The following is a 23,191-nucleotide window of genomic DNA, read 5'->3' as shown; positions in this document are numbered from 1 at the left end:
AGGAGTCAGTCCGATTCATGACTCAAAATAGTAAGAGTTCTACCTTGCGAAAAACGATCAGTGGCATATATCGGTTCATCCGCCCCTATAAGGGGTGGGTGATCACGGCCTTGACCGCCTCTGTTATCGCTGCAATATGCGACCTTGCTGGCGTCTACCTGATCCAGCAAATGATTGACAATGCTCTGGCAAGTGAAACACAACGACTGGCGATTATCGTCGTTCTCGTTGTGATCATGGTCTTGGCAGGTTTTGTCGCCAATTATTTTCTCACGTATGCGTCAGGTCGATTTGGGACAAAAGCAGTGGGGGATATGCGTAACGCCCTCGCCGCACGATTGAGCGAACTTCCGGTGTCTGATGTCGAAAGCGAACGCTCGGGTGACCTCGTCTCGCGCATAACAAATGACGCGAGCGCCATTCAAACGTTTATCTCCCAACGTTTTACCAGCTTGATTTATGCGCCGATCATCGTTGTGTCAGCCCTCATATACTTGGGATGCTTGAACTGGAAATTGACCTTAGTGAGTTTTGCGGCAACACCAATCATGATGTATATTGCCAACCTGATTTCGAAGCCGATTCATGAGCAGTCTTCGAACTACTACGGGGCACTTGCAGAAGCGAACTCTGTCGCGCAAGAAGCCATTGCGGGCAATACCATCACCAAGGCATTCAATTTGCAAAAACCGATGTATGCAAAAGTGGAAAGGTTCTATTACAAATCGATGCACAATGGCTTCAAAATTGCCAAGCAGGAATCGCTGATGCGTCCGTCGGTCGTCATGATGTATGAATTACCAGTTGTGCTTTGTACGATCTACGGCGGTTATCTGGCTGTTAGTGGCTTGTTAGGAGCCGGGGCATTGGTAGCCTTCTTGCAAATGTTGCGAATGCTTGTCATCCAAACTATTAAGATTCCTGACCTGGTAGCCAACGCTCGTTCGGTCGCAGGAGCTGTTGGACGGATCTCCGAATTGCTGGAAGCACCGACTGAGCGTACGAATGGTCGTGCCTTTACCCCAGTAGAAAAAGATCTGGTACTGGTTGAGGATGTTACTTTCGGATATGAAATGGATAAGAACATCATCTCTGGCGTCTCTTTCACATTGACCAAAGGTAAAACAGTTGCCCTCGTCGGTTCGTCTGGCAGTGGTAAATCCACCATCTTGAACTTGTTGCTCAGTTTCCATGAGCCACCAAAAGGGGCGATTCGCGTTCATGGCCACGACTTAAAAGATTGGAACCTGAAAGCCTTGCGTGATCAGTTTGCTGTCGTTTCACAAGACACGTTCTTGTTCCCAGGCACGATTGAGGACAACATCCGTTTGGGTAACCCAGATGCGGACTTTAATCAAATTGTGGAGGCAACGAAAATCGCAGGAGCCTACTCCTTTATTCAGGACCTCCCAGAAGGGTTTCAAACTCAAGTCGGGGAGCGCGGTACGGTTCTCTCGGGTGGTCAGAAACAGCGTATTTCCATAGCGCGGGCTGCTTTGAAAAAAGCAACAATTCTCCTGCTCGACGAAGCGACTTCCGCACTTGATACCGAGTCCGAATCCCAAGTACAGCAAGCGCTTGAGGTATTTTCGAAGAATCATGCCACACTGGTCATCGCCCACCGGCTCTCCACAATTAAGATGGCAGACGAGATTCTCATGCTTGATCAAGGGCGTATCGCTGAACGTGGTACACACCAAGAATTGATGGAGCAAGACGGGCTCTACCGCCAATACTACCTGAGACAATCCAACGAGAATCTGGCGAAAGAGGAGGAATTGTAGAATGTTTAAAAACTGGAACTTCCCAGAATTCTTCCGTATGATGTCGCTGATGAAACGTCAACTTTGGAACTATTTGATCACTCTGTTTCTGATTGCGGGCATCTACTCAGCACACATGATTCTCTTGGCCTTCATTAATGAACGATTATTAAATGGGGCAATTAGCGGTGACAAAGAATTGCTCACCTCGGCTATTGTACTCACCAGTGTCGTCTTGGTGCTTGCTTGTATTACCAGTCCGATCGCCATGTACCTGTTTGACTTGGCCGTTCATCGTGCCCTAACTCAACTGAGACTTCGTCTGTTTAAAAAAATTCAAGAACTACCCGTTTCGTACTTGGAGAAGCGCCACAGCGGTGACCTCATCTCCACCATAACCAACGACGTAAACAGTGTAGAACAAGCTTATCGTTATCATTTGTATCTGCTTGTTGAAGCGTTCTTCTATGGGACGGGCTCGACAATCGCGATGTTCGTACTCGACTGGAGACTCTCGATGCTGATGGTTGTACTGGGTGTTGCCTCGGCGTATGTCACCACGAAATACGCAGGACCACTTCGTGAAATCGGCGACAAAGTGCAAGCATCGATGTCTGATATGACTGTGCAATGGGTGGACATGGTAGGTGGATTCCGTCTGCTGAAAGTGTTCAAGATCTCTGGTTTTGTTCTGGAGCGCTTTGGGCAAAAGAATGAAGCAATCGTAGCCCATAATATTGAGAAGATTCGATTGGACAGTCAACTCAAGGGTATCAACTACCTGCTCAGTATCTTCAGCTTGATCGGTGTCTTCGTCGTCGGGTCGTTCATGGCTGCGAGTGGACAGATTGACTTTGGTACGGTTATGGGTATCGTCACGTTGCAAAACGGAGTTGCGTTCCTTTTCTTGAACTTCGGTAACTTCTTCACCAATTTACAAGGTTCGCTGGCTGGTTCGAAGCGCATCTACGACATCCTCGATGCAGAATCAGAACCAGAACGCTACAACGTTCCCGGCACAGGTGACGGAGAAGAAACGATTGCGTTGCAAGGACTCGATTTCTCGTACGACGGACGTAAAAAAGTATTGCAAGGGCTCACGTTCGACATCCGTCCAGGACAAATGGCAGCGCTCGTCGGTCCATCCGGTAGCGGGAAATCGACGGTAATCAAGTTGTTGCTCGGGTTCTATGAACCAACAGGCGGAAACCTGTCAATCAACGGACGCCCACTCTCTGCATATACGTTGGAAGAGTTGCGCGACCAGATCGCGTACGTACAGCAGGAGGGATTCCTGTTTGAAGGCACCATCGAAGAAAATATTTCCCACGGGCGTCCAGACGCCACCCATGACGACATTGTGCGTGCGGCTAAACTTGCGAATGCTCATGAATTTATCTCGGACATGTCTGAGGGTTACGCAACGCGCGTTGGGGAGCGCGGCATTCGTCTCTCAGGCGGACAACGTCAGCGTATCGCCATCGCCCGCGCCATTTTGCGCGACGCACCGATCTTGTTGCTTGACGAGGCGACCTCCGCGCTTGATACCGCTTCGGAACAACTTGTCCAAGAAGCACTTCAGACCCTAATGAAGGGACGCACCACCATCGCAATAGCTCACCGTCTGAAGACGATTGAACACGCCGATGTCATCTTTGTCGTCGAGAATGGCAAGATCGTGGAAAAAGGCACCCATCTAGAATTGCTGAAGCAAGCAGGTGTCTACAACCGTTTACACAACATGCAGTTCGCTGAATCTTTGATGTAACGTTAACGAAGGGAGAGACATGCCCTTATGGTATGTGCCACACAGACTTATTACCCGTTGACTCATGCCCAGAAGCGCATTTGGTACATCGAGAACCTGTACCCGAACACTTCCCTGAACAATATCGGCGGACTGATTCGTATCTACGGAAAAGTCAATCTTGAATTGCTGGAGGAGGCTATTCAACGCTTCATTGAGAACCATGAAGGAATGAGACTCCAGATCCGTCAAGAGGGGAACGAAGCACAGCAGTACGTGCAACCTTATGCAAGAAAATCGTTGCAACACTTCGATTTTTCTGATGCATCCGACCCACACATCGCAGCAGATGCTTGGGTGCAGGGGGAGTTTCAAAAGCCGTTCCCCCTCTATGAACACCCGTTGTTCGATTTCGCGATGGTAACCGTTCGCGATGGTGAACACGCTTATTATTTGAAGTTTCATCATCTGATTGCTGATGGTTGGTCGATACGTTTGCTTAGCGAACAGGTCGCGAACGTCTATAGACGCCTTTCTACTGGTGAAACAGTAGGTGTAGAAGAGCAGCCTAGTTATCTCGACTACGTCGCCAAAGAACAGCAGTATTTGCAATCCAATCGTTTCGAGAAAGACCGCCTGTTCTGGCGAGAAATATTTACAGACCTCTCGGAATCTTCTTTGCAAAAAAATTCGTCCTTTGCAGCGGGGCACCGAAAACGATTTCACATGAGTGGGGAGATGGCTGAACGGGTACGGAACTGGATAGTAGAGCACAAATTTTCGCTGAATACGTTTTTTGTCTCCCTGTTGTTCCTCCATCTGTACAAGTGCACACAACAGGAAGATCTGATCATTGGAACGCCAGTCATGAATCGATCCGGAGTCAGAGAAAAGAAAATCTTTGGCATGTTTACGAGTACCATGCCGATCCGAATACAAGTCGATCCAGAAGAGAGGCTTGAGGCTTTGATGAAGCGAGTGGGGGCTGAACTCACCCGTTCATATTATCACCAACGTTATCCTTATGATGTGCTTGTTCAAGACTTGGAGTTGTCGAAACAGGGCTCTGGAGGGCTGTTTCGACTTTCAGTTAACTACTACAACACGCTTATGGATCATGAGTTTTCGGAAGGGGAACTCATGCATGATGAGTACTACAGCGGAAACCAGTACTATCCGATGCAAGTCGTAATCAAGGAATGGCTTGGGGAATTGGAATTGCAGTTTGACTACAAAACGGACGAGTATGCCGATGAGGACATCGAGGTGCTCTATGATCGCCTTTGTCATCTGATTGAAGTGGTCACGGAGAATAGCGACGCTCGAATTGGCAGTTTGCCTCTTCTCACGGATGCGGAGTACTCATCGGAAATAAATGAACGCAATGCTACGGAAGCTGATTATCCGAAACGTCCTGTGCACCTACTCATCGAAGAGCAAGCAGCCCGAACGCCAAACAAAAAGGCGGTTTCCTTTGATGATCAATCATTGACCTACGCGGAACTCAATGCGAAGGCGAATCGTCTCGCGCATCATTTGCGTAGACAAGGCGTGACTCGCAACAACCTGATTGGCGTCCATCTCGCGCATTCTCCTGAGATGTTGGTTGCACTGCTTGGGGTCCTCAAAGCGGGCGGAACCTATGTGCCGATCGACCCCAGCTATCCAGCCGACCGTATCCAGCATATTTTGGATGACAGCGGAGTGCATGTAGTTCTTACGGATCGTTCTTTTGCATCGGGAGTTTCCTACACGGGACAACTTCTTGAACTAAGCGCACCTCTTGCGAAGGAGACGACCAATCCGGAGTTGGTTAACGAACTTTCCGATGCTGCCTATGTCATCTATACCTCTGGATCAACCGGACTCCCTAAGGGAGCAGTGATCGAGCATCGAGGTCTTGTGAACTACGTCTGGTGGGCGCAAGCAACGTATCTACCAGACGAAGATGATGCGATCGCCATGTACTCGTCCCTGTCGTTTGACTTGACCGTAACGTCGATTTTTCCACCGCTTGTTACAGGCCGTGAAGTGGTGATTTATGCCGAAAAAGGCGGGGGTTTTATTCTTGATCGTATTTTGCAAGAGCGGCGGGCAACCGTGGTCAAAGCCACACCTGCGCATCTCGCTTTGCTTCGAGGGCGGGACTCTCTCGAAGGTTCGGTTCGCCGATGGATTATTGGTGGGGAAGACCTGAAAACGGAAGTGGCTCGTGAAATCGTCGAGAACTCTGGCGGAAACGTTACGGTCTTCAACGAATACGGTCCGACAGAAACGGTTGTCGGTTGCATGATTCATCGATACGACCCAACTCTGGATACAGGGGCTTCGGTGCCAATCGGCCTACCTATCTCCAACACGCAGATCTATTTGCTAGACAGGGATGGACAACCGGTTCCGACGGGAACGGCGGGAGAACTGTACATTTCGGGTGACGGTGTAGCACGCGGTTATCTGAACCGACCAGAACTGACAACGGAACGCTTCCTGCCAAATCCCTTTTTACCAGGCCGTCGTTTCTATAAGACAGGAGACCTCGCGATTCGTACGAAGTCTGGTCAGATCACCTATCTGGGGCGACTGGACAATCAAATTAAAATTCGCGGCTACCGCATCGAACTGGGTGAGATCGAGCACCGTTTGCTGCAACACAGAGCTGTTTCGGATGCCGTAGTTTTGGATTACACCGATGCAAACGGGACGAAGCAACTAGTCGCCTATTTGGTTGCGGGTGAGGGGGTTGTGAGTGCATTTGAGTTACGCCAGCATCTAGTAGAGGCTATGCCTGGTTATATGGTGCCGTCGTACTTCGTATTTCTCGAACATCTGCCTCTGACTGCGAACGGCAAGGTCGACCGATCTGCATTGCCTGATCCAATCGAAACGGCCATCAACGATGAACTGTCCGAACTACTGAATGAGACAGTCGAAGTGGTCGTAGTCAAAGCGATACGCGACGTCTTAGGGATTGAATCGGTGAAGGCGACCGATAACTTTTATCAATTGGGAGGTGATTCTGTAAAGGCAATTCAAATCGTCAATAAACTCCGCCAAGCCAAAATCCAGATACAAACGAAGGATGTACTTGCTTATCCGGTGATCCGTGAACTGGCGATTGTCGCTACAAACAGTTCACATACACTGTACCCGCAGACTCCTGCAAGCGGCACTCTGACCCCGACGCCGATTATGTCTTGGTTCTTCTCACAAAAATTCGCAAACCCACATCACTGGAACCAATCGGTCCTGTTGGAGCTAAAGCGCCATCAGACGCCAAAAAAACTCCGTGAGTCGATCAAACAATTGATCCAACTTCACGATTCGCTGCGTTTGTTCTATGACCAAGAGAAACAAGCGTTAACATATCTGGAATCGGAAGTGCCGGAGGAATTGCTTCTGGAAACCCACGATCTGTCCACTCTTAGGGCTCAGGAGCTTTACGACAATCTCCGTGAAGTTGCACAGGCATGTAAAACTTCGATCCGCTTGACGAAAGGCCCACTTCTGCGTGCCGCCTTGTTCGACCTTGGCTCTCAAGGGCAGCGCCTGCTACTTACGGCGCATCATCTTGTTGTGGATGCCGTCTCTTGGCAGATCTTGTTTGAAGACCTTGCCACTTTGTTAGATGAACATAACCGCCTGCCAATGAAAACACACTCGATGCAGCAATGGGCTGAAGCGTTGATGACATACAGTCAAACGGCCGCGCGAGAAGAAGAAGAGATGTGGACTGCCAAAGATGGAACGGAAACAGATGAATTCGATTTCACCCCAGAAATGGACGGTGGAAATTCGTTGGCCGATTGCGAGACGATTACCCGGACCTTTACTCCAGAGGAGACAGAGTTTTTGCAGGTTCGAGCTCATGAAGGATTCCAAACACAGACACAGGATTTGCTGGTCGCCGCACTTGTGCGAGCGATACACATACACAGCAATCGAGATCTTGTTCGACTCGAACTTGAAGGGCATGGCCGTGACCCAGTCGTCGAGAGGCTTGATGTAACTCGAACAGTCGGTTGGTTCACGACCATGTTCCCTGTCGCCATTCCTGTGCACCCAAGGGATTGGGAACGACAGATCCGTACCGTCAAAACCGAGCTGCGTAACGTTCGGCTGAAGGGAGCGGGATACGGCGCACTCGTCTACATGGCGAAACGACTGCCGGCTCGTTTGCAGCGAGGAGTACGCTTCAATTATTTGGGGGAGATCGACAATCAGCTGCGTGGTCTGCCGTTCACACTCGCAAGCGAAGAGCATGGAGCGGACATATGCCCTACCAATCATACGACTGCGTTACTGGACGTGCTTGCGTTTGTTCAAGACAAGAGTCTAACCATTACAGTTACGTACAGTCGTCAACGCTTCCATCAAGCGACGATAGAATTGTTCTTGGATCGCTTCGCCGATCAGTTGCGCGAGGTCATCCGCTTCTGCTGTGGACAAGAGAGAGCCACTTTTGATGCGAGCGACTTTGCTACGATTTCATTAAGTGACGATGAGCTCGATCATTTGTTTCATTAAGAGGAAGTTTTAATTTTTGACTTTTTATCCTCAAGCGCTTCGTGAGTCAAAGATGAAAACATGCGTGAAAGTTAGATAAACGGAGAAAACTTTAATTCTTTGAGGGAGGTATTCATTTTGACAAACACAATAGGTATCGCAACTCAACTTAAAGAAATTTTGAAACGTGAACTGGAGTTAGGTGAGCAAGTTGATCAACTTCAGCTCAAAGATTCCCTAACCAGTATTGGTCTTAGCTCCTTGAGCTTCATCAAGTTGATCGTCGCGATCGAAAATCAATTCAATTTCGAATTCGAAGATGAGGACTTGAACTATAAAGTCTTCCAAACGCTGCAAGATGTAGTGAATTACGTAGAAAAACGCATTGCATAAACGCGACTAAGAAAAGAGGGATGAACATTGCTAAAAACGAATCACTTCCACCTGTTGGCTTGTCCAAAATGCCAAACAAAGCTTACTACAGAAGGCGACAACCTGACATGTGAGCCATGCGGTATCAAATACATCGTACGTACCGAGGTACCGATTATGTTGATGGAAGAGTCTATCGACATGAGTGGTGTGACTATTCTCGACAACGTTCGTCATGTCGATAAGGAGGACATCAAAAAGCACTTCACAACGGTTGCAGAGTCTCTTGAAGTCAGCAACATGACCCGATTTGTTACATTTCTGAACTGGGGTTACAAAGTGACAGAGAATGAGCAATATGCTCAATTCGAAGTAGACGATTCCATGCTGAACAAAAACCCGCTGAAGCTTTTGTTTGAGATCGTGGGACAAGTCAATCTGAAGGACAAGAAAGTTCTTGACGTTGGTTGTGGACGCGGTGGCAACTTGGCTGGTATTAACAAATATTACAAAGCTCATACCTGCGTGGGACTCGATCTCACCGAAGCATCTGTACAGTTCGACCATGTTCGTCATAAAGGCGACAACATGTTCTTCCTCGTAGGCGATGCGGAAAACCTACCGTTCGAAAGCGAAACATTCGATGCGGTGTTCAACTGCGAATCTTCGCACGGTTATCCCAACATTCATAAGTTTTATGATGGTGTGTACCGCGTGTTGAAAACAGGAGGTCACTTCCTGTACGGTGATATGTTGCCAACTGATAAGTGGCCAGAATTTGAGCTATACCTGATCTCGCTGGGCTTTGAGATCTTGCGCAACCAAGACATCACAGAGAACATCCTCACGTCTTGCGATGAAGTTGCCGAAAATCACTACTCGGCGTACGGGAAAATGGACCAGGATTTCATGGAAGGCATGAAAGATTCGCTCTCCTTGCCAGGGTCTGGAATTTACAATGATATGCAGACTGGGATACAGCAGTTCCGCGTCATCAATGCAATAAAAAAGTAAGACGGTCGATTGGGTGTACGGAACTTTTCCATACCACCCTTTGCCACTTATAAGGAGAGGGTGGTACCATTGACAATACTTAGAGTTTGTAACCTTCATAAAAGTTTCGGAGAGCGCACGATTCTATCAGATGTATCCTTGGAGATCGGGGTACAAGAGCGCATCGGATTAGTTGGAGTTAACGGCACAGGTAAGACTACACTTGCCAATATCCTGTTCGGCAATCTTCAGTCAGACGAAGGAAGCATCATTCAGATGAAACAGGATCTCAAGATTGGCTACCTGCTACAATCTTGCTCCTATACGGTAAATAGTTTTCAGTCGATATTGCTCGATGGCAATAATGCTGAACAGGTAGATAAGTTCCTTGAAGTGACAAGCTTTATCGGTCTCAACAAAGTACAGGAGTGGCGGGAAGATCGTTTTGACGGTTTGAGTGGCGGAGAGCGTACCAAACTGGCTCTCGCTAACATATGGATTAGTCAGCCAGATTTCCTGATTCTAGACGAGCCGACCAACCATCTTGATTTTCAAGGGGTCGAGTGGCTGACGGAAGAGATGGGAAAGTTCTCGGGCACAATCTTGGTGATCTCCCACGACCGTTACTTCCTCGACAAAACTGTTAATCGGATTATCGAACTCGATGACGGTAAACTCAAGTCGTATGCAGGCAACTACTCGTTCTATCGCGAGGAGAAGGAGCGTCAGTACCAATCTCAACTGCACCTCTATCAGACACAAAAGAAACAAAGTGAAAAAGTCCAAGCAGAAATAGCCCAACTTAAGACTTGGACGGCGGCTGGACACAGGCAAGCGGGTAAACAAGGCTCCTTATCTGAGAATCGCCAAATCGGTTTGCGCGAACATGATCGTGCAAAGGTCAAGAAACTTGACAAACAGGTGAAGAACAAGCTCAAACGTCTGGAACGCATGATAACGGAGGGCGTAGAAAAACCAAAGCAAGAACAAAAAGTTTCATTCGATTTTGGCAGTGCTTCCAAGCGAGGCAAGCGTCTCGCTGAAGCGAAGGGGCTTGGGAAAAAGTACGGAGAACGCTGGTTGTTCCGGAATACGGAGTTTGCCATCCAGCGCGGAAATCGCATCGGATTGATCGGTCCGAATGGTTGTGGAAAAACCACCCTGATCCGGATGTTGCTTGACCAAGAACGCTGGACGGAAGGGGATCTGTGGATTAGCCCGACGGCTGAAGTTGTCTATCTCTCGCAGGATGTAACTGACTTACCAGAAGAATCGACGGGCCTGAATCTGATCTCCCATTTCCGAGGCGAGATTCAATCCAAGGCACGCATCCTCATGCACAACATGGGACTTGACGAGGCAAAGCTCTCGCGCGAGATCAAGAAGTGGAGTTTAGGGGAACGCACCCGCTTTAAGATTGGCCGTATGATCCTAATGGAACACAACTTCTTGATCCTCGACGAGCCGACCAACCACCTTGACCTGCAAAGCCGCGAGCAATTGGAGGATACACTCGCAGATTACAACGGTACGATGTTGATCGTTTCCCATGATCGCTATATGTTAGAGAAGTTGTGCGACCAGCTGTTGGTGTTTGAAAACGGAAAGTTCAAACAGGTGCTGGGGACCTTTAGCGAATACATGAATCGCCAATTGAGTGAAGGAAATGGCTCGAATGAGAAGGTTCCTTCGAAAAAAAGTCGGGTAGAGGAGGAACAGTTGCTTGTCATCGAAACTCGCTTGAGCTTGGTGCTCGGAGATCTCACCAAGCACGAGATTGGCTCCCCTGCCTATAACGAGCTCGACAATGAATTCAAAGATTTGATACGCCAAAAAAGGGAGCTCCTAAAATGAACATGTTATCTCACGCATGCTTGAATGCCCTTGAGGACTCTGGTACGCCAGGTGTCGCCATGGCTGTTCTAGAAACAGAAACGGATGTCGAACGGTACACTTTCGGCTTACTTGGTAAAAATGGCGATACACCGGTGCGTTCCACAACGCTTTTTCAAGCAGCTTCCTTGTCCAAGCCAGTGACAGCGTGGGGTGTGATGAAGCTCGTGGAAACAGGGCGTCTTTATCTCGAAGATACCGTGTACGAGGGTCTCACTGTCCGGCATCTGCTCTCACACACGGGGGGGCTGGCATCTGTCCGTGATCTCGGGATTCGTCCTCATGAAGAAGGCGGTGGCCTATTGACCGATGTTCGATCCGCACATCCTGTGGGCGAATTCTGGTATACCAATGCTGGTTACAGTCTCTTGCAAATACTGATCGAGAAAGTTTCGGGAAAATGCTTTGCTGACTACATGTGTGAAGAGATCCTCGAACCGCTCGGGATGAAACACAGCTCGTTCAACTTGGGTTCCGATCAATTAGTGGACGACGCTGCACGAGGGCACGACTATCTGGAGCAACAAGTGCCACTCCTCTGGCATGTGCAACAGGCAGCAGCAGGTTTGTACACGACGCTTGACGACCTGATCCGTTTCGCTCAGGCGAATCTGAACGGTGGCGGCGGTGTTTTGCAGCCAGATATGGTCGCTCTGATGCACAACCGTGTAGAACGTCCAATTCCCTACGGACTTGGATACCACATTCTGACTTTGCCAAAAAGCTCACGCCTCGTTTGGCATAGTGGGCACAATCGAGGGTATCGGACATGGATCGGTTTACTACCGAAGCTCCAAAAAGCACTGGTGGTGTTGACGAACAGCGATCACGGACAATCGGTGATCGCAGAAGTCGTCTGTAAATGGCTCTTACAGATAATCGGCGATGTGCCCGACGGTGCCAAGAAAACACTAGACCTGTTGCCTAGGACACGTTATCAACGATATAAGCATGACATGTTCAGCTTGCAACGGTAATGCCGTTCAATGTGGATCGTCGGATGTTGTTAGGGAGATGGTTACAGTAGGACCGAAGATTCTTATCCATTGGGTGAAAATACCAGAAAATCTGTCGTCGACAGAGATTCAAGATCGCTTGGACCTGTTGGATGCAGAGGAGTGTGCCACCTATTCTCGTTACAAAGTCGACTTAAAAAAGATTGAATTTTTGGTTGGGAGATGTCTCGCCAAAATGGCTTTGGGTCAGTTCTTACATGTGCAATCTGGTAATATCTCTTTCAGCAAAAACGAGTACGGGAAATTATTTCTGAAAAATTCACCAAAACCGTTATATTTCAATCTCTCACATACAGATGAGATGGTTGTATGTGCATTCTCCGCCAATGACGAGATAGGGATCGACGTAGAGAAGACTCTTGCTGACCGCTTCGAAGTTATGAAGCACGTTTATGTTCCGGAGGAAATCGAATGGGTGAATGCTCAACGAGACAAGAAGGCAAAGTTGCATGCTTTCTACAAGCTTTGGACTCGTAAGGAAGCTGTTATGAAGGCAGTCGGGAAAGGTTTCTCCCTGTCGCCACTCTCGTTCACAGTGCCGTTCGACGAAGAACAGGCGTATGACGACGAATTTTATTACTATACGTTTGTCCCTACGACGGGTTATATGATTACAGTCGCAACCAAGCTGCTTTCAGAACAATCTCCGACGTATGAAATGCGTGAAGTACAACTTGCAGAACTCTTGGCTGGACGTGTAGAATTCACCAGTCTTTTTTAAGAGCGATTGAACAAAAGAAGAAACCTCGTAGCGGATCATATCACATCCTTAGAAGCTACGAGGTTTCTTTCTTTTAGTGCTACGACACCGAGGAGATTGGAAATCAACTATTTAACGAACACGGCTCCAATGATCAACTTCAAGCGAGTCTCTAGAATTTTGAGGGATAGGCATCTGCATGTTGATTTTGACACATCAGTTTTTGGTTCCTTAACTTGAGAATATCAGTAATTGCGTTCCATAATCATTGTTATGTGTCCTCTTGTTCAATAGGTGAGTGGGTGGAATAAACCTCGCTCCATTTGTATTATAAATTCGAAGATGAACGTTTCGTAATAATCTCAATGATACGTAGTAGAGTGGTGTATTTGGACGACCACTTGAGAGCACATCGACTCCAATATGGACGTCCACGATTTTTTTTACTCACTGATGTCCGTATCACGAATCCATGGCAGCTTGTTGCAGGGACAGTAATGATGGCCGGGACGTCGAAGGTACCAAAGTACCGCAAATAACCGCCAGCGGCGCTGCTCTACGACTTGACCTTGCCTGCGATGAGAACACTTGGTTATGATCATTTATTCTGTCCAATTCCTGGTCTCGGCCAATCCCAAGGCTTGAATGAACGAAGAATTATCACCAACCACCATTTAAACGACCTTGCGCTGGTAACTGGCTGGCGTTCGGACGTTCATCTGGACGAGGATTGGCGCGAGGTAAGAAATTCAATAGACGAGGATGGCACGCATGTCATCAAGGAAAGATACGAGGATGCTCATAAACAGCTGATTACATTCTCTTTGTAACCATTATGGTTGATGCTGACCCTTACTTCCAGTAATGTGCAAGGCAACGAACTGGGTAGAGCCTAGGACTTGTACGGGAGCTTTGGACCGAACTGTTGGTATGCACCTTTAAAATTCATTCATCTTCATTTATCCGACTCCATCAAGAGGTCTTTTGCAATTCTATACACCGTTTGGTTCTCTTTTATCTCCACGCCGTAATTCCTAATATAATTGGGATGGACATATGTTTTAGTCGAACCTAAGGCACTATGACCTAACAATTGCTGAATCACCAATAACTCGCTTCCGCTTTCAAACATAAGTGTGGCAAATGAATGTCTCAAGCCATGCAAATTAATCGGCTCAAGACCGCTCATCATTAGAAAATTGTTTAGAAGAGTTTGTACCTCAACCCGAGTAAATTGCCTATTGCCTTGAGTGCTAAAAAGGTAATCATTATCGGATAAACGATTCACCCTTACATATTCATTAATGGCTAAACCAAACGAATCTCTTAACATAACCATTCGCTGTACCTTGGTTTTTGTTTTAGTAAGAAAAACCGCATCATCCGTACAGTTAACGTGACTTACCTTTAAATTTAACGCTTCGGAAATTCTCATGCCCGTAGAGAGTAAAAGCGAGAAGAGAAGCACATCTCTTTTTAAATCTTTGCTGTGCTTGATCAGGCTTTGAAGAAAAAGAAGGATCTCACGTCTACTAAGAATTCGTTGAGGTCTTTTTACAGTTCGATAATCTTTTGGATTAAAAGTCATCTTTTTAACCAGATTGGGAAAATCGTACCTTCTGTGAAGATAATTAAATAGACTGCTCATTGCGCTTTTTGATAAACGCAGCCAATTGTATCCTTTCTCAATGTGAGTAGTAAGGTACTTATCAAGCAAATAAGCATCTATAGGTTTGTAACATAGAAATGCTCCTGACTGACTATGGATTCTATAAATTCTCTCATAATGAAGATCTTCAAGGTTTGTGTTAGTTAAATAGGAAAGGTACTTTGTAAACTCGTCAAGATATTTGCAGTATCTCTGCTTAGTCGTATGAGACAGTTTGGCACTAATGATAAATCGGTCTATCTCCATCTGAATGTTGTCCATGTTCATACACTCCTGTACCGTAGATTTGATGCACTAGCTTTTCAAGCGGAAACGGGAATTTGTTCATAATCTCAGACTTAAGATCAATAGGCAGAAGTTGAATGTACGTGTAGGTTGTAGCGGGATTATCGTGACCGAGGATTTGACTCAAATACTCAATTTTCATACCTGCACGTAGACAGTTAACGGCAAATGTGTGACGGAAAGAATGAACATTGAAGCGACGATCAAACCCAAGCTTGGTTATGATATCATGGACCTGATATTGGACACTTCTGACAGATAACTTCCTCTCACGTTTAACCCCGTGATCTCGGGCAAATAGATATCCGGTCAGACCTTTGTTCCATTCTTTAACACCAGTTAAATACAAGTATTCTAGTACGATTTCTTTAATATGAGGATAAATGGGGATATAGCGCTCTTTTCTTCCTTTCCCAACTGTATAAAGGAGGTTTGTTTCGATATCAAAATCCTTTACCCGCACATTAATCAGTTCACTTACTCTACAACCAGTTCCTAGCAAGAACCACAAGATTGTACTCCAAAGATAAGCATGAGTTTTTCTCTTAGTCATTTCCAGCATCGCTTTAAGATGGCTATCTTGATAGTACCTAGGGAGCAATTTCGTGCTATGCCTCTCAAAACGATATCGTAAATCTTTGTCGAGATATCCCTCATAATGGGCAAAGGATAACAGTCGTCTCAAAATACCTATATATGTATTAATAGTACCTGGCGAAAGAACAGTTTCTTGTCGAGGTTGACAGGTCAAAAGAAAATCATCAAAGAGTGACTCATTCAGTGAATAGATACTCATCTCCGGATTTACCTTGTAGACGAACTGTTCGAATCTGTTTATAAAGTTTATGTAGTATCGAACTGTTTGCAACGACTTCCTTCCGTTTACTTGCTGTTGTTTAATTAGTTTTTTGAATTTTTCAGTTACATGTACAATCGTATATTCTGCTCTTTCAATCTGCTTTGGGATAGTTTTTTTCTCTATCAGGCAGAGTAAATCTTCTATATTAATTCCTAAGTCAACACATATCTCTTCGTAGTTATATTTGGAGAAAATATCCATTATAAATCACCTCTATTGATAAAAGTAGTAGGGTCGTAAGCAAGAGTATTATTAAGTAATCTCTTGTGTGAACGATGGAGGTAGTACATCGTAGATACCCAATACTTATGTCCCATTGTTTTAGATGTTTGATCAAAATTGTTATGATTATCGAGCGCATTGGTTGCATAGGTATGACGAAGCGCTTTTGCGGAATAAAGGGCCTTGCCGAATGCATTCTTATTTGCCTTTGCAAATACTTGATTAACTATTTTTACCGTTAATGGCTCTCCCGTATCCTTGAGAAAAAAGGAATCGTGATCGACACATTCTTTTTCTCTCTGTAAGATGTATAGTTTGAGGGCCTTCATCACTACTGGATCGACTTTCAGCTTGCGTTGACCAGATTTTTTACTGAAGAGAGACACAGTCATTTCTGATATATTGACATCGCTCAACTTTAAATTGGCAATTTCGATCGGTCTGCATCCGGTATCCAGTATAAGTAAGAAGATAGCCATGTTCCTACCATAATGCCTAGGTATTTTTTGTATCGATTGTAACAAGCGAATAATATCCTCCTTAGGAACATATTCGTTAGCACGCTTGCCCTGAGCTACTAAATGTTGTGGAATTACGTAGGTAAACATGATTATTTGTTTATCTGATAGAAATCCAAGAAAGAGTTTTAAACTAAGCAAATATTGGTATGCAGAAGCAGGAGTAAGCTGTTCATTTACGATTCTATTTTTAAGAAACTGTTCATATTCACTAATATGATTACGATTAATTTTCGTTAATACGCCATTAGGGTGGGACTGGTTGACAAACGAGACAAACCTCATAACGGAGGTTCTATGTTGAGCTAGACTGCTATAGTTTTTTTGAGTTAAATATTCAATGAACTCATCGACAATCGGTGGAATTGGATTAGAACTTCTCCTCTTTGAATTCTGAAGTCGTCGAAATTGAAAACTCAAAACTTGCTTTTTAAAAAGATAGTCAATGAATTCTTCTGTAGCAAGAAGGGGGAAACTTCTTGATCTTAATGCAAGCTTTCCCTTTTGCACTAACTCGTTTATATGTTTTTCATATTCTCTTACATGGCTCAATGTTATTAAAGGAAAATTGTCTTCCATTTCACTTTCTGAAATACCCATTTGCTCTGCGAGAAATAAGTATAACTTTCGTACATAACGTTCTCTATTACGAATTGTTACATGACTGAATCCATCAGATTCAAGCTGAAACAGATACTGTTGAAAATGGTGGGGGACAGCTTTAGAAAATCTTGTTTTTTTCGGGGGAGGACAGTATTTGGTCATTGTCACAACATGTGCTTTAAGCATTGAAATCACCTCTACTAATTGATCATATGTGAATTACTTATTGAAGAATGAATCGAATTCATGCTAAAATCATATTTAGATTTGTTCACTATTGGCGACCTTAGAGGTCTGCGGTTGAGTTAACAGGAAGTCCGTTTGTCGGACAATTAATATTACAGGATAGGTCTGTCCATTTTTTTGGAGAATAAAATTCTGCAAAAAGGTGGGCTTTTTTGTTCCTCTTTTGATCATTATGCCCAAAATACACCCATTTTTTCCCATATACTTACGTTTTGTTTTCTCAATACGCAGATGCACTTTACCCAAATAAAGTTCATCACCAAGGAGGAGAGGCTTTTCATCCCCTATATTCAAGTTCATATTGCTCTTGGTTGTCATTTTGTCTTTTTATAGACATGGAAAACCCGTGGATTAAAAATAGACCACAACAAGAAAAAGAGATAAGCAAAGTGGGTGTAAATAAGGGGTTTTGGTTTTTTTGGGGACCACGTTGGAAATTAAAGTCTAGTTTCTTTTATCCTAGCCTTGGTGATAACGATGCCGAGCAATCGAAGAAAGAAACGACAGAGTAATTTTTTAAATAAATATCTAGATCAAGCCTTTAACCTCGTCAAGGGTGAAAGAAAGGTTATTAAGAATGGTAAAGAAAAAATTGAGGATTACCCTTATAGCAAATATAAAGAAGATAGATCTGTGCACAAAGAGCAATATGCATCTGAGGCATTTTTGTTATCGACTAAAATATTCTATCTTGATTTTCTTATGAAAAATCCAAAAAAGAGAGCACTGTGTTATATAAAAGACTCATTAGGACTGACGAAGCGGGATATCTTATATAATCTCAATAATGCTAGTGGTCCATTTTATGCTAACTACTTTAACTACAACCCGAGAGAAGATGATTGGCCAAGGCAAGTTAATTTATATAATGAAGCCGAGCTAGCTATTATTCTCGATGTACCGCTCTATCAAATTACGGGGAACGACTTCCACGGAGTACAATTTATGGAGTATTTAATCAGTTTAGAGCTTAACGTCATGTCTAGGAGCAATTTAAAAGAAGTTATTCAGCAGATACGAACGACTCAGCTCACAAGCAATCATCGCTACGTAAAGAGAATTATTAAAGGGTTTAAAATTACTCGAGATAATGATTGGTTTCCATTTGACCGGAGTTTTTTACCAGTGAGAGTCGATTATCGAATTAATCAATTTGTAACGATTGAAATATATGTACCCTCAGATTCTGAATTATCCTATGCCGATTTAATCAAAATTAAATCAGCTTTCCCCAAAGAACTTCGTTACATTTATTCCTACAGCACTCCATTTGTAAACTTTCGCAAACTCTGTTTTCTCATTGCGGACAGTAAAGACCAACCATCAATTGTTGCACACTTAGAAGACGTTGAACAACTTTCCATGTTAAGAATGTATACATTGTAATCTGGTTTTTTTTAGAACCAAAAGTAAATCTATTTCAATCATGGATATCCTTCTAGTTATAACAAGATGGGAGGTAGTCCATGTGCGAACGAACAAAGTAGAATCAAAGCAAAAAGAATGTAGTTACCAAAAGAAACAAAGAGAAATCGCATTGCAAATTATCACAGAATGGATTGAAAAACTAGAAAACAAAAGCTAGTCATGAAAAAGGCCAACGTTATTACGTTTGGCCTCTTTGCGATTGCTTAGAGTGAAAGAAGATACCTTTAATACATTAACTTTAGCCTTAACAATGACTTGAAAAGTTATCTTAACTTCAATGACGTCAGTTTGGAAACTCGAAGCTTATTTATGAAAAAATCTTGTATCAGGAAGGTTAGATATGATGGAAAATATTAAAACCTCAATTGAAGAAAGGATTTTTTTAGGTTCCACAATTACTGAGGCATTGGAAGGGATGCGAGATTATAAAAATTGGTCAGAAACAACATTTATTTGTTATCAGAATGATGTAATACAGTTTGAAGAATTCTTATCCGACTGTAACCTCGACCCCAATTTAGAAAATTGTAAACTCCACCATATACAACGATGGATAAAGAGCCTGCGTGATAATGGAGTAGCGAGTAGCACTATTAAACGTAGAATTGCGAGCTTATCATCAATCTTCTCCTTCTATCGGAACCTTGGTATTGTCAATCAAAATTGTTTTAAAGCGGTTGACATTCCACTTGGGAAGACAGAACATCACTCCAGGATATTAGAATGGGAGGAACTTAGGAAAGTATATAGGTACGCAGATGAATTAAGAAATACACAGAGCTCTGAATCTCATGTTAGTACCACTATTCGAATGTTAATGTTTACCGGATTACGTAACGAAACACTTACCGATTTACGAGTCGAACATGTTGACTTCGAAAAATCATTATTACGTGTTACTCATAGTTTTAAAAAAATTAATACCAAACATAAAGTGCAGATCATACCATTACCACCCAAACTCCTAAAAGAGATTGAACAGCATGTCAGTAATCATCAACTACACCCTCGTGACAAGCTCTTATTTGGCTTAGCTGGTCAGGCATTAGGAGACAAAGCACTCAATCGTCTGACGAATCGCATATGTCATGATTTGGGTTGGAAGAATGATCAACGTGTGACGCCCCATGGTTTCAGAGCTACTATAAGCACAATTCTAAGCGAGCGGGGGTTAGAACTGGCAGCAATAAAATTTCTGTTAGGGCACTCTGAACAAGACAATTTACAGTTCTATATTCGACGTTATGGACGACATATACGACTACTTCAAAAGGAATTAACACGTATCGAAGATGAATTGTCCCATCAACCTGAGGAAGCTAATCAAGTTCAGAATCTAGACCGTAGTTTTGAAGCTGAACTCGGAAATACAGTGGATACGACTCATTTTCTTTCAAGGGACATGTTACTGAATTTGCTTAATACCGATCCTGAACTCGCAGTTATTTTGATTCAAAAAGGATTAGTTCAAGGTTAATCAAAGGAGCGGGGGAATAAGTCCTAAGCGCTTTTACCATTTAGGTTAAGTAGAGTGTTCGGACTAGAAGTAGGTCACCATAACAAAGAAACACAATTTCAATGTGTATATATAAATTTATCAATGACTTGACCTAAAAGATACGAAGGAGGACAGAAGAGTGATTGAAATAATTCAAAGTGTTGTTCAAAAGATGTAACGTACAATGTGTAGTGTGACGGTTGTGGATGGAATGTAAGATACCATTTTTCAACAATGATACTTGTAAAAAAAATAGGGAAATAATAAAAGTATTAAATTGTAATGTAAGATTTTTATTATCATTGAATATCGGTACATAAAATAGCAATTTCATGAACTGAAATGACAATATAGAAACCTCACTTCTATGTTCTTTAAACTAGAGGTGAGGTTATTTGGTTAACTTTCAAACTTTAGCGTCTCGATTGCTTTTTTCTTTTGCTCCAAGTCAACATGGGTATAAACTGACGTAGTCGCTAAACTTTCATGGCCAAGAAGCTCTTGTAGAGTACGAATATCTACCTTTGAAGGCCCGTCATTGGAACGCAAGAGCAGAGTCGCGAAGGTATGTCGCAAATGGTGCAGTGTAAACCGGTGAGGGGGTAAGCCTGCATTTTGGAGAACTTCCTTAAAGATCCGATGTAAGCCGCGAGGATCTATCCGTTGACCCATGTAATTCGTAAAAACTGGCTCGGAAGTATGCAATTGAAACGTTTCCAAGTGTTCCTGGTATTGCTTGATCAATGGAATCACCATCGGATGCAGCGGGAGTATACGTTCTTTATTACCTTTCCCATGAATCCGTATGGAATTCCATTCCAAATCAATTTGCCCCCAAGACAAATCAACTAATTCTTGGCGACGCATCCCGGTTGTCGCCAATAGCTTAAACATCAAATGATTCCGTAACGATAACTTACGCTGATCATTCTCTAAAAAACGAAATAGCATCTGTAATTCGATTAACTTCATGTAAACCGGTACTTTTTTGTCTGTTTTCGGTGCATGAATGCCAACCATAAAATCGTTCGATATCCAGTTTTCCTTTGCACAAAAACGACTGAAGGATTTTAAGCAGGAAATACGCCTTTGCAGCGTGCGCGGATGTGTCTGATGCTCAATGACCTGGTCTTGAATGAACCTCCGAACCGTCGAATTACGAATTTGTTCCAGTTCCGATGTTCCATGGACCCTCGTTAGAAAAGCGTCAAAGACATGTAAATCGTACGCATAACTACGTATCGTATTCACAGATACATTGCGTTCAACCTCCATATAAAACAAGAATTCATCCATCGCTTGTTTCACCTGCAAACTTAATCGTCCTCCTAATAAATCGATTATAAGGACGCAACCGATTTTTATGGACCATCCACGAAACTTATTGGAACGGCTCCGAAACTTATCCGGACGCAACTGATGATTATCCGGAACCTTTGCCAACCAGATTCCTGATAATGTAGATCATCGGAACCAAGAACCTTTAGTTACTGTCCCACTTGCTCTTTTTATGAGTTTACATAATATATATTATCGGACTCAATACGAAATGCATAATTTCTGAAAGGGGTACTCACCTGTTTTTACAAGCTACTTGTCACAAACTCATTCGTACATGGATCTAATTGAAAGATGATGCAAAATAAATAGCTTTTTTCCATCCATCCGTGCCAAATGACATACATGTAATGTATTACCGAAACTTGCTCTCATAAAAACCTAACTAGTAATAAGGAGCTTTCCAGTATGTTTATCAGCTTCACAATAAGACATTAACAACAGCAATCAAACTGCTGATCATCTAATAAGACCACTCAGTCATTTATCATCTATAATAAAAAAGTTCATTTAAATTAAAAAACTATTTACATTTATTGTAAATTCATTTATATTATAATTAAGATCACTATAACTAAAAATGCCCGGAGGTCCCCAAATGACCAAAGTAATCCCAAAGTCGAAAACGATCACCACTTCACCGAAAAAAAGATCGTACGAAAATACCTTGAATAACCTGGCGCAATACCTCGAACGAAATAAGAAAAAATAACCAATAAAAAGAGTGCCACCGGAGGCACTCTACTTTGGCGTCTATAAGCTTTTCTTCTCTCTTCCTTCCCCGTTTCCCCCAACTTCTATTCTTCAGCCGTTCCCATCCAATCCAACAAGTAAAAATCTGTTACCAAACGTGCGATTTGTCCCTCGGCATCATAACCAATATAGCTCGCGTAGCTGCCGTCTCCCCATCCTGTTGAAAACATGGCAACATTACAGCCTTCCGCTAAATCTATTAGACCCCAACTCCGTGTGTGTTTATACGTTTGATCCATTTTCTTCGTCAACGTCTCATAGAACATCTCGTCTTTCTCCATTTCTCGTACCAAAAGCGCGCAAGCTTCTGCATCCATGAACGAGCCTGTACCCGCATCCACACCGTAGCCAAAAAATTCACCTTCGCCAAGCTGTGACACATCTGACTCCGCCCAAACAGCCATTTTCCAAGACACAACAGGTTTCTCTGAGAAGACAATCCGTGCCAATGCTACCCGTTCATCTGGTTCCAGAGCGTCATCCGTTTGCTCATCCTTTGACAGGGATTGAACTTGCGCGATAGCGAGCTGTACGGAGAAGCTCCCCTTTGGGAAAACCTCTACAAACGGTTCCGTCTCAAACATGACAAACGGATCGTTCGCCACGATTTTTCCAGTTTTCACCTGAAGCTTGCCCATATCTTGGCGGAACAACCGATATAAATAGCCGTCCAGCTCTTGCGTATACCCTTCGTCAAATGCCGTTTCAAAAAAGGCAGGGCAATTATGTTTCATGATTCCATCCCCTTTTTCTATCCTCTACATAAAATCCCACTGACGATAGTT

Annotated in this window: 17 protein-coding genes; 11 read left to right on the top strand and 6 right to left on the bottom strand. The window is 43.9% G+C overall.

What is annotated here, in order from left to right; translation table 11 throughout:
• Nucleotides 1-17 precede the first annotated feature (17 nt).
• The 9 genes from HP399_RS15595 (at nucleotide 18) to HP399_RS15555 (ending at nucleotide 13,817) form a co-directional block, all read left to right on the top strand.
• Entirely contained in the window at nucleotides 18-1,784 is a 1,767-nt protein-coding gene (locus tag HP399_RS15595; protein WP_173619326.1) for an ABC transporter ATP-binding protein, read from the top strand.
• A 1-nt stretch (nucleotide 1,785) separates the two neighbouring features.
• On the top strand, nucleotides 1,786-3,531 hold the full coding sequence (locus tag HP399_RS15590) for an ABC transporter ATP-binding protein (protein WP_173619327.1): 1,746 nt from the start codon (nucleotides 1,786-1,788) through the stop codon (nucleotides 3,529-3,531).
• A gap of 27 nt (nucleotides 3,532-3,558) precedes the next feature.
• Nucleotides 3,559-8,034, top strand: a complete 4,476-nt coding sequence (locus tag HP399_RS15585; protein WP_173619328.1) for a non-ribosomal peptide synthetase — start codon at nucleotides 3,559-3,561, stop codon at nucleotides 8,032-8,034.
• Nucleotides 8,035-8,151: 117 nt separating this feature from the next.
• Nucleotides 8,152-8,406, top strand: coding sequence for a phosphopantetheine-binding protein (locus tag HP399_RS15580; RefSeq protein ID WP_173619329.1), 255 nt, complete (start codon nucleotides 8,152-8,154; stop codon nucleotides 8,404-8,406).
• Between the two features lie 27 nt (nucleotides 8,407-8,433).
• The gene (locus HP399_RS15575) at nucleotides 8,434-9,399 is read left to right on the top strand and encodes a methyltransferase domain-containing protein (RefSeq protein WP_173619330.1); all 966 of its coding nucleotides are present in this window, start codon (nucleotides 8,434-8,436) and stop codon (nucleotides 9,397-9,399) included.
• Nucleotides 9,400-9,459: 60 nt separating this feature from the next.
• Nucleotides 9,460-11,232 carry a ribosomal protection-like ABC-F family protein gene (gene abc-f, locus HP399_RS15570; RefSeq protein WP_228088265.1) on the top strand — a complete coding sequence of 591 codons (1,773 nt, stop codon included), beginning with the start codon at nucleotides 9,460-9,462 and terminating at the stop codon, nucleotides 11,230-11,232.
• Nucleotides 11,229-12,248, top strand: a complete 1,020-nt coding sequence (locus HP399_RS15565) for a serine hydrolase domain-containing protein (RefSeq protein ID WP_173619332.1) — start codon at nucleotides 11,229-11,231, stop codon at nucleotides 12,246-12,248. Before abc-f ends, HP399_RS15565 begins: the two co-directional genes overlap by 4 nt.
• Before the next feature lie 37 nt (nucleotides 12,249-12,285).
• A complete protein-coding gene (locus tag HP399_RS15560; protein ID WP_173619333.1) occupies nucleotides 12,286-13,008 on the top strand; it encodes a 4'-phosphopantetheinyl transferase family protein in 723 nt (240 codons plus the stop codon).
• A 557-nt stretch (nucleotides 13,009-13,565) separates the two neighbouring features.
• On the top strand, nucleotides 13,566-13,817 hold the full coding sequence (locus HP399_RS15555; RefSeq protein WP_228088264.1) for a hypothetical protein: 252 nt from the start codon (nucleotides 13,566-13,568) through the stop codon (nucleotides 13,815-13,817).
• A gap of 125 nt (nucleotides 13,818-13,942) precedes the next feature.
• Here HP399_RS15555 and HP399_RS15550 read toward each other — a convergent pair whose 3' ends face one another.
• The 4 genes from HP399_RS15550 to HP399_RS15535 all read right to left on the bottom strand — a co-directional run bounded on the left by HP399_RS15550 (nucleotide 13,943) and on the right by HP399_RS15535 (nucleotide 17,683).
• Nucleotides 13,943-14,917 (bottom strand): tyrosine-type recombinase/integrase, encoded by a 975-nt coding sequence (locus HP399_RS15550; protein ID WP_173619335.1) that lies wholly within the window; start codon nucleotides 14,915-14,917, stop codon nucleotides 13,943-13,945.
• Entirely contained in the window at nucleotides 14,877-16,001 is a 1,125-nt protein-coding gene (locus HP399_RS15545) for a tyrosine-type recombinase/integrase (RefSeq protein ID WP_173619336.1), read from the bottom strand. Before HP399_RS15545 ends, HP399_RS15550 begins: the two co-directional genes overlap by 41 nt.
• Nucleotides 16,001-17,329 (bottom strand): tyrosine-type recombinase/integrase, encoded by a 1,329-nt coding sequence (locus tag HP399_RS15540; protein ID WP_173619337.1) that lies wholly within the window; start codon nucleotides 17,327-17,329, stop codon nucleotides 16,001-16,003. Before HP399_RS15540 ends, HP399_RS15545 begins: the two co-directional genes overlap by 1 nt.
• A 75-nt stretch (nucleotides 17,330-17,404) precedes the next feature.
• Entirely contained in the window at nucleotides 17,405-17,683 is a 279-nt protein-coding gene (locus HP399_RS15535) for a hypothetical protein (protein WP_173619338.1), read from the bottom strand.
• Between the two features lie 183 nt (nucleotides 17,684-17,866).
• On the opposite strand from HP399_RS15535, the gene HP399_RS15530 reads away from it, so the two are divergent.
• Together HP399_RS15530 and HP399_RS15525 are read left to right on the top strand one after the other, a co-directional pair.
• Complete coding sequence (locus tag HP399_RS15530) at nucleotides 17,867-18,775, top strand: hypothetical protein (RefSeq protein ID WP_173619339.1); 909 nt, start codon at nucleotides 17,867-17,869, stop codon at nucleotides 18,773-18,775.
• 382 nt (nucleotides 18,776-19,157) lie between these two features.
• Nucleotides 19,158-20,294 carry a tyrosine-type recombinase/integrase gene (locus tag HP399_RS15525; RefSeq protein ID WP_173619340.1) on the top strand — a complete coding sequence of 379 codons (1,137 nt, stop codon included), beginning with the start codon at nucleotides 19,158-19,160 and terminating at the stop codon, nucleotides 20,292-20,294.
• Nucleotides 20,295-20,714: 420 nt separating this feature from the next.
• Here the strand turns inward: HP399_RS15525 and HP399_RS15520 are convergent, their stop codons facing one another.
• A complete protein-coding gene (locus HP399_RS15520) occupies nucleotides 20,715-21,623 on the bottom strand; it encodes a tyrosine-type recombinase/integrase (RefSeq protein ID WP_304502546.1) in 909 nt (302 codons plus the stop codon).
• A gap of 827 nt (nucleotides 21,624-22,450) precedes the next feature.
• A complete protein-coding gene (locus HP399_RS15515) occupies nucleotides 22,451-23,140 on the bottom strand; it encodes a DUF4241 domain-containing protein (RefSeq protein ID WP_173619342.1) in 690 nt (229 codons plus the stop codon).
• Nucleotides 23,141-23,191: the final 51 nt, after the last annotated feature.

This window comes from Brevibacillus sp. DP1.3A (assembly GCF_013284245.2).
Lineage (GTDB): Bacteria > Bacillota > Bacilli > Brevibacillales > Brevibacillaceae > Brevibacillus.
This window is presented reverse-complemented; position numbering and strand designations above follow the sequence as displayed.

Bases quoted from the DNA above. Each gene is read 5' to 3' on its own strand.
- HP399_RS15585 (WP_173619328.1), top strand. From the start codon at position 3,559: ATGGTATGTGCCACACAGACTTATTACCCGTTGACTCATGCCCAGAAG.
- HP399_RS15550 (WP_173619335.1), bottom strand. From the start codon at position 14,917: ATGGACAACATTCAGATGGAGATAGACCGATTTATCATTAGTGCCAAA.
- HP399_RS15525 (WP_173619340.1), top strand. From the start codon at position 19,158: ATGATGGAAAATATTAAAACCTCAATTGAAGAAAGGATTTTTTTAGGT.
- HP399_RS15590 (WP_173619327.1), top strand. From the start codon at position 1,786: ATGTTTAAAAACTGGAACTTCCCAGAATTCTTCCGTATGATGTCGCTG.
- HP399_RS15530 (WP_173619339.1), top strand. From the start codon at position 17,867: ATGCCGAGCAATCGAAGAAAGAAACGACAGAGTAATTTTTTAAATAAA.
- HP399_RS15540 (WP_173619337.1), bottom strand. From the start codon at position 17,329: ATGCTTAAAGCACATGTTGTGACAATGACCAAATACTGTCCTCCCCCG.
- HP399_RS15560 (WP_173619333.1), top strand. From the start codon at position 12,286: ATGGTTACAGTAGGACCGAAGATTCTTATCCATTGGGTGAAAATACCA.
- HP399_RS15565 (WP_173619332.1), top strand. From the start codon at position 11,229: ATGAACATGTTATCTCACGCATGCTTGAATGCCCTTGAGGACTCTGGT.
- HP399_RS15555 (WP_228088264.1), top strand. From the start codon at position 13,566: ATGAGAACACTTGGTTATGATCATTTATTCTGTCCAATTCCTGGTCTC.
- HP399_RS15595 (WP_173619326.1), top strand. From the start codon at position 18: ATGACTCAAAATAGTAAGAGTTCTACCTTGCGAAAAACGATCAGTGGC.
- HP399_RS15515 (WP_173619342.1), bottom strand. From the start codon at position 23,140: ATGAAACATAATTGCCCTGCCTTTTTTGAAACGGCATTTGACGAAGGG.
- HP399_RS15545 (WP_173619336.1), bottom strand. From the start codon at position 16,001: ATGGATATTTTCTCCAAATATAACTACGAAGAGATATGTGTTGACTTA.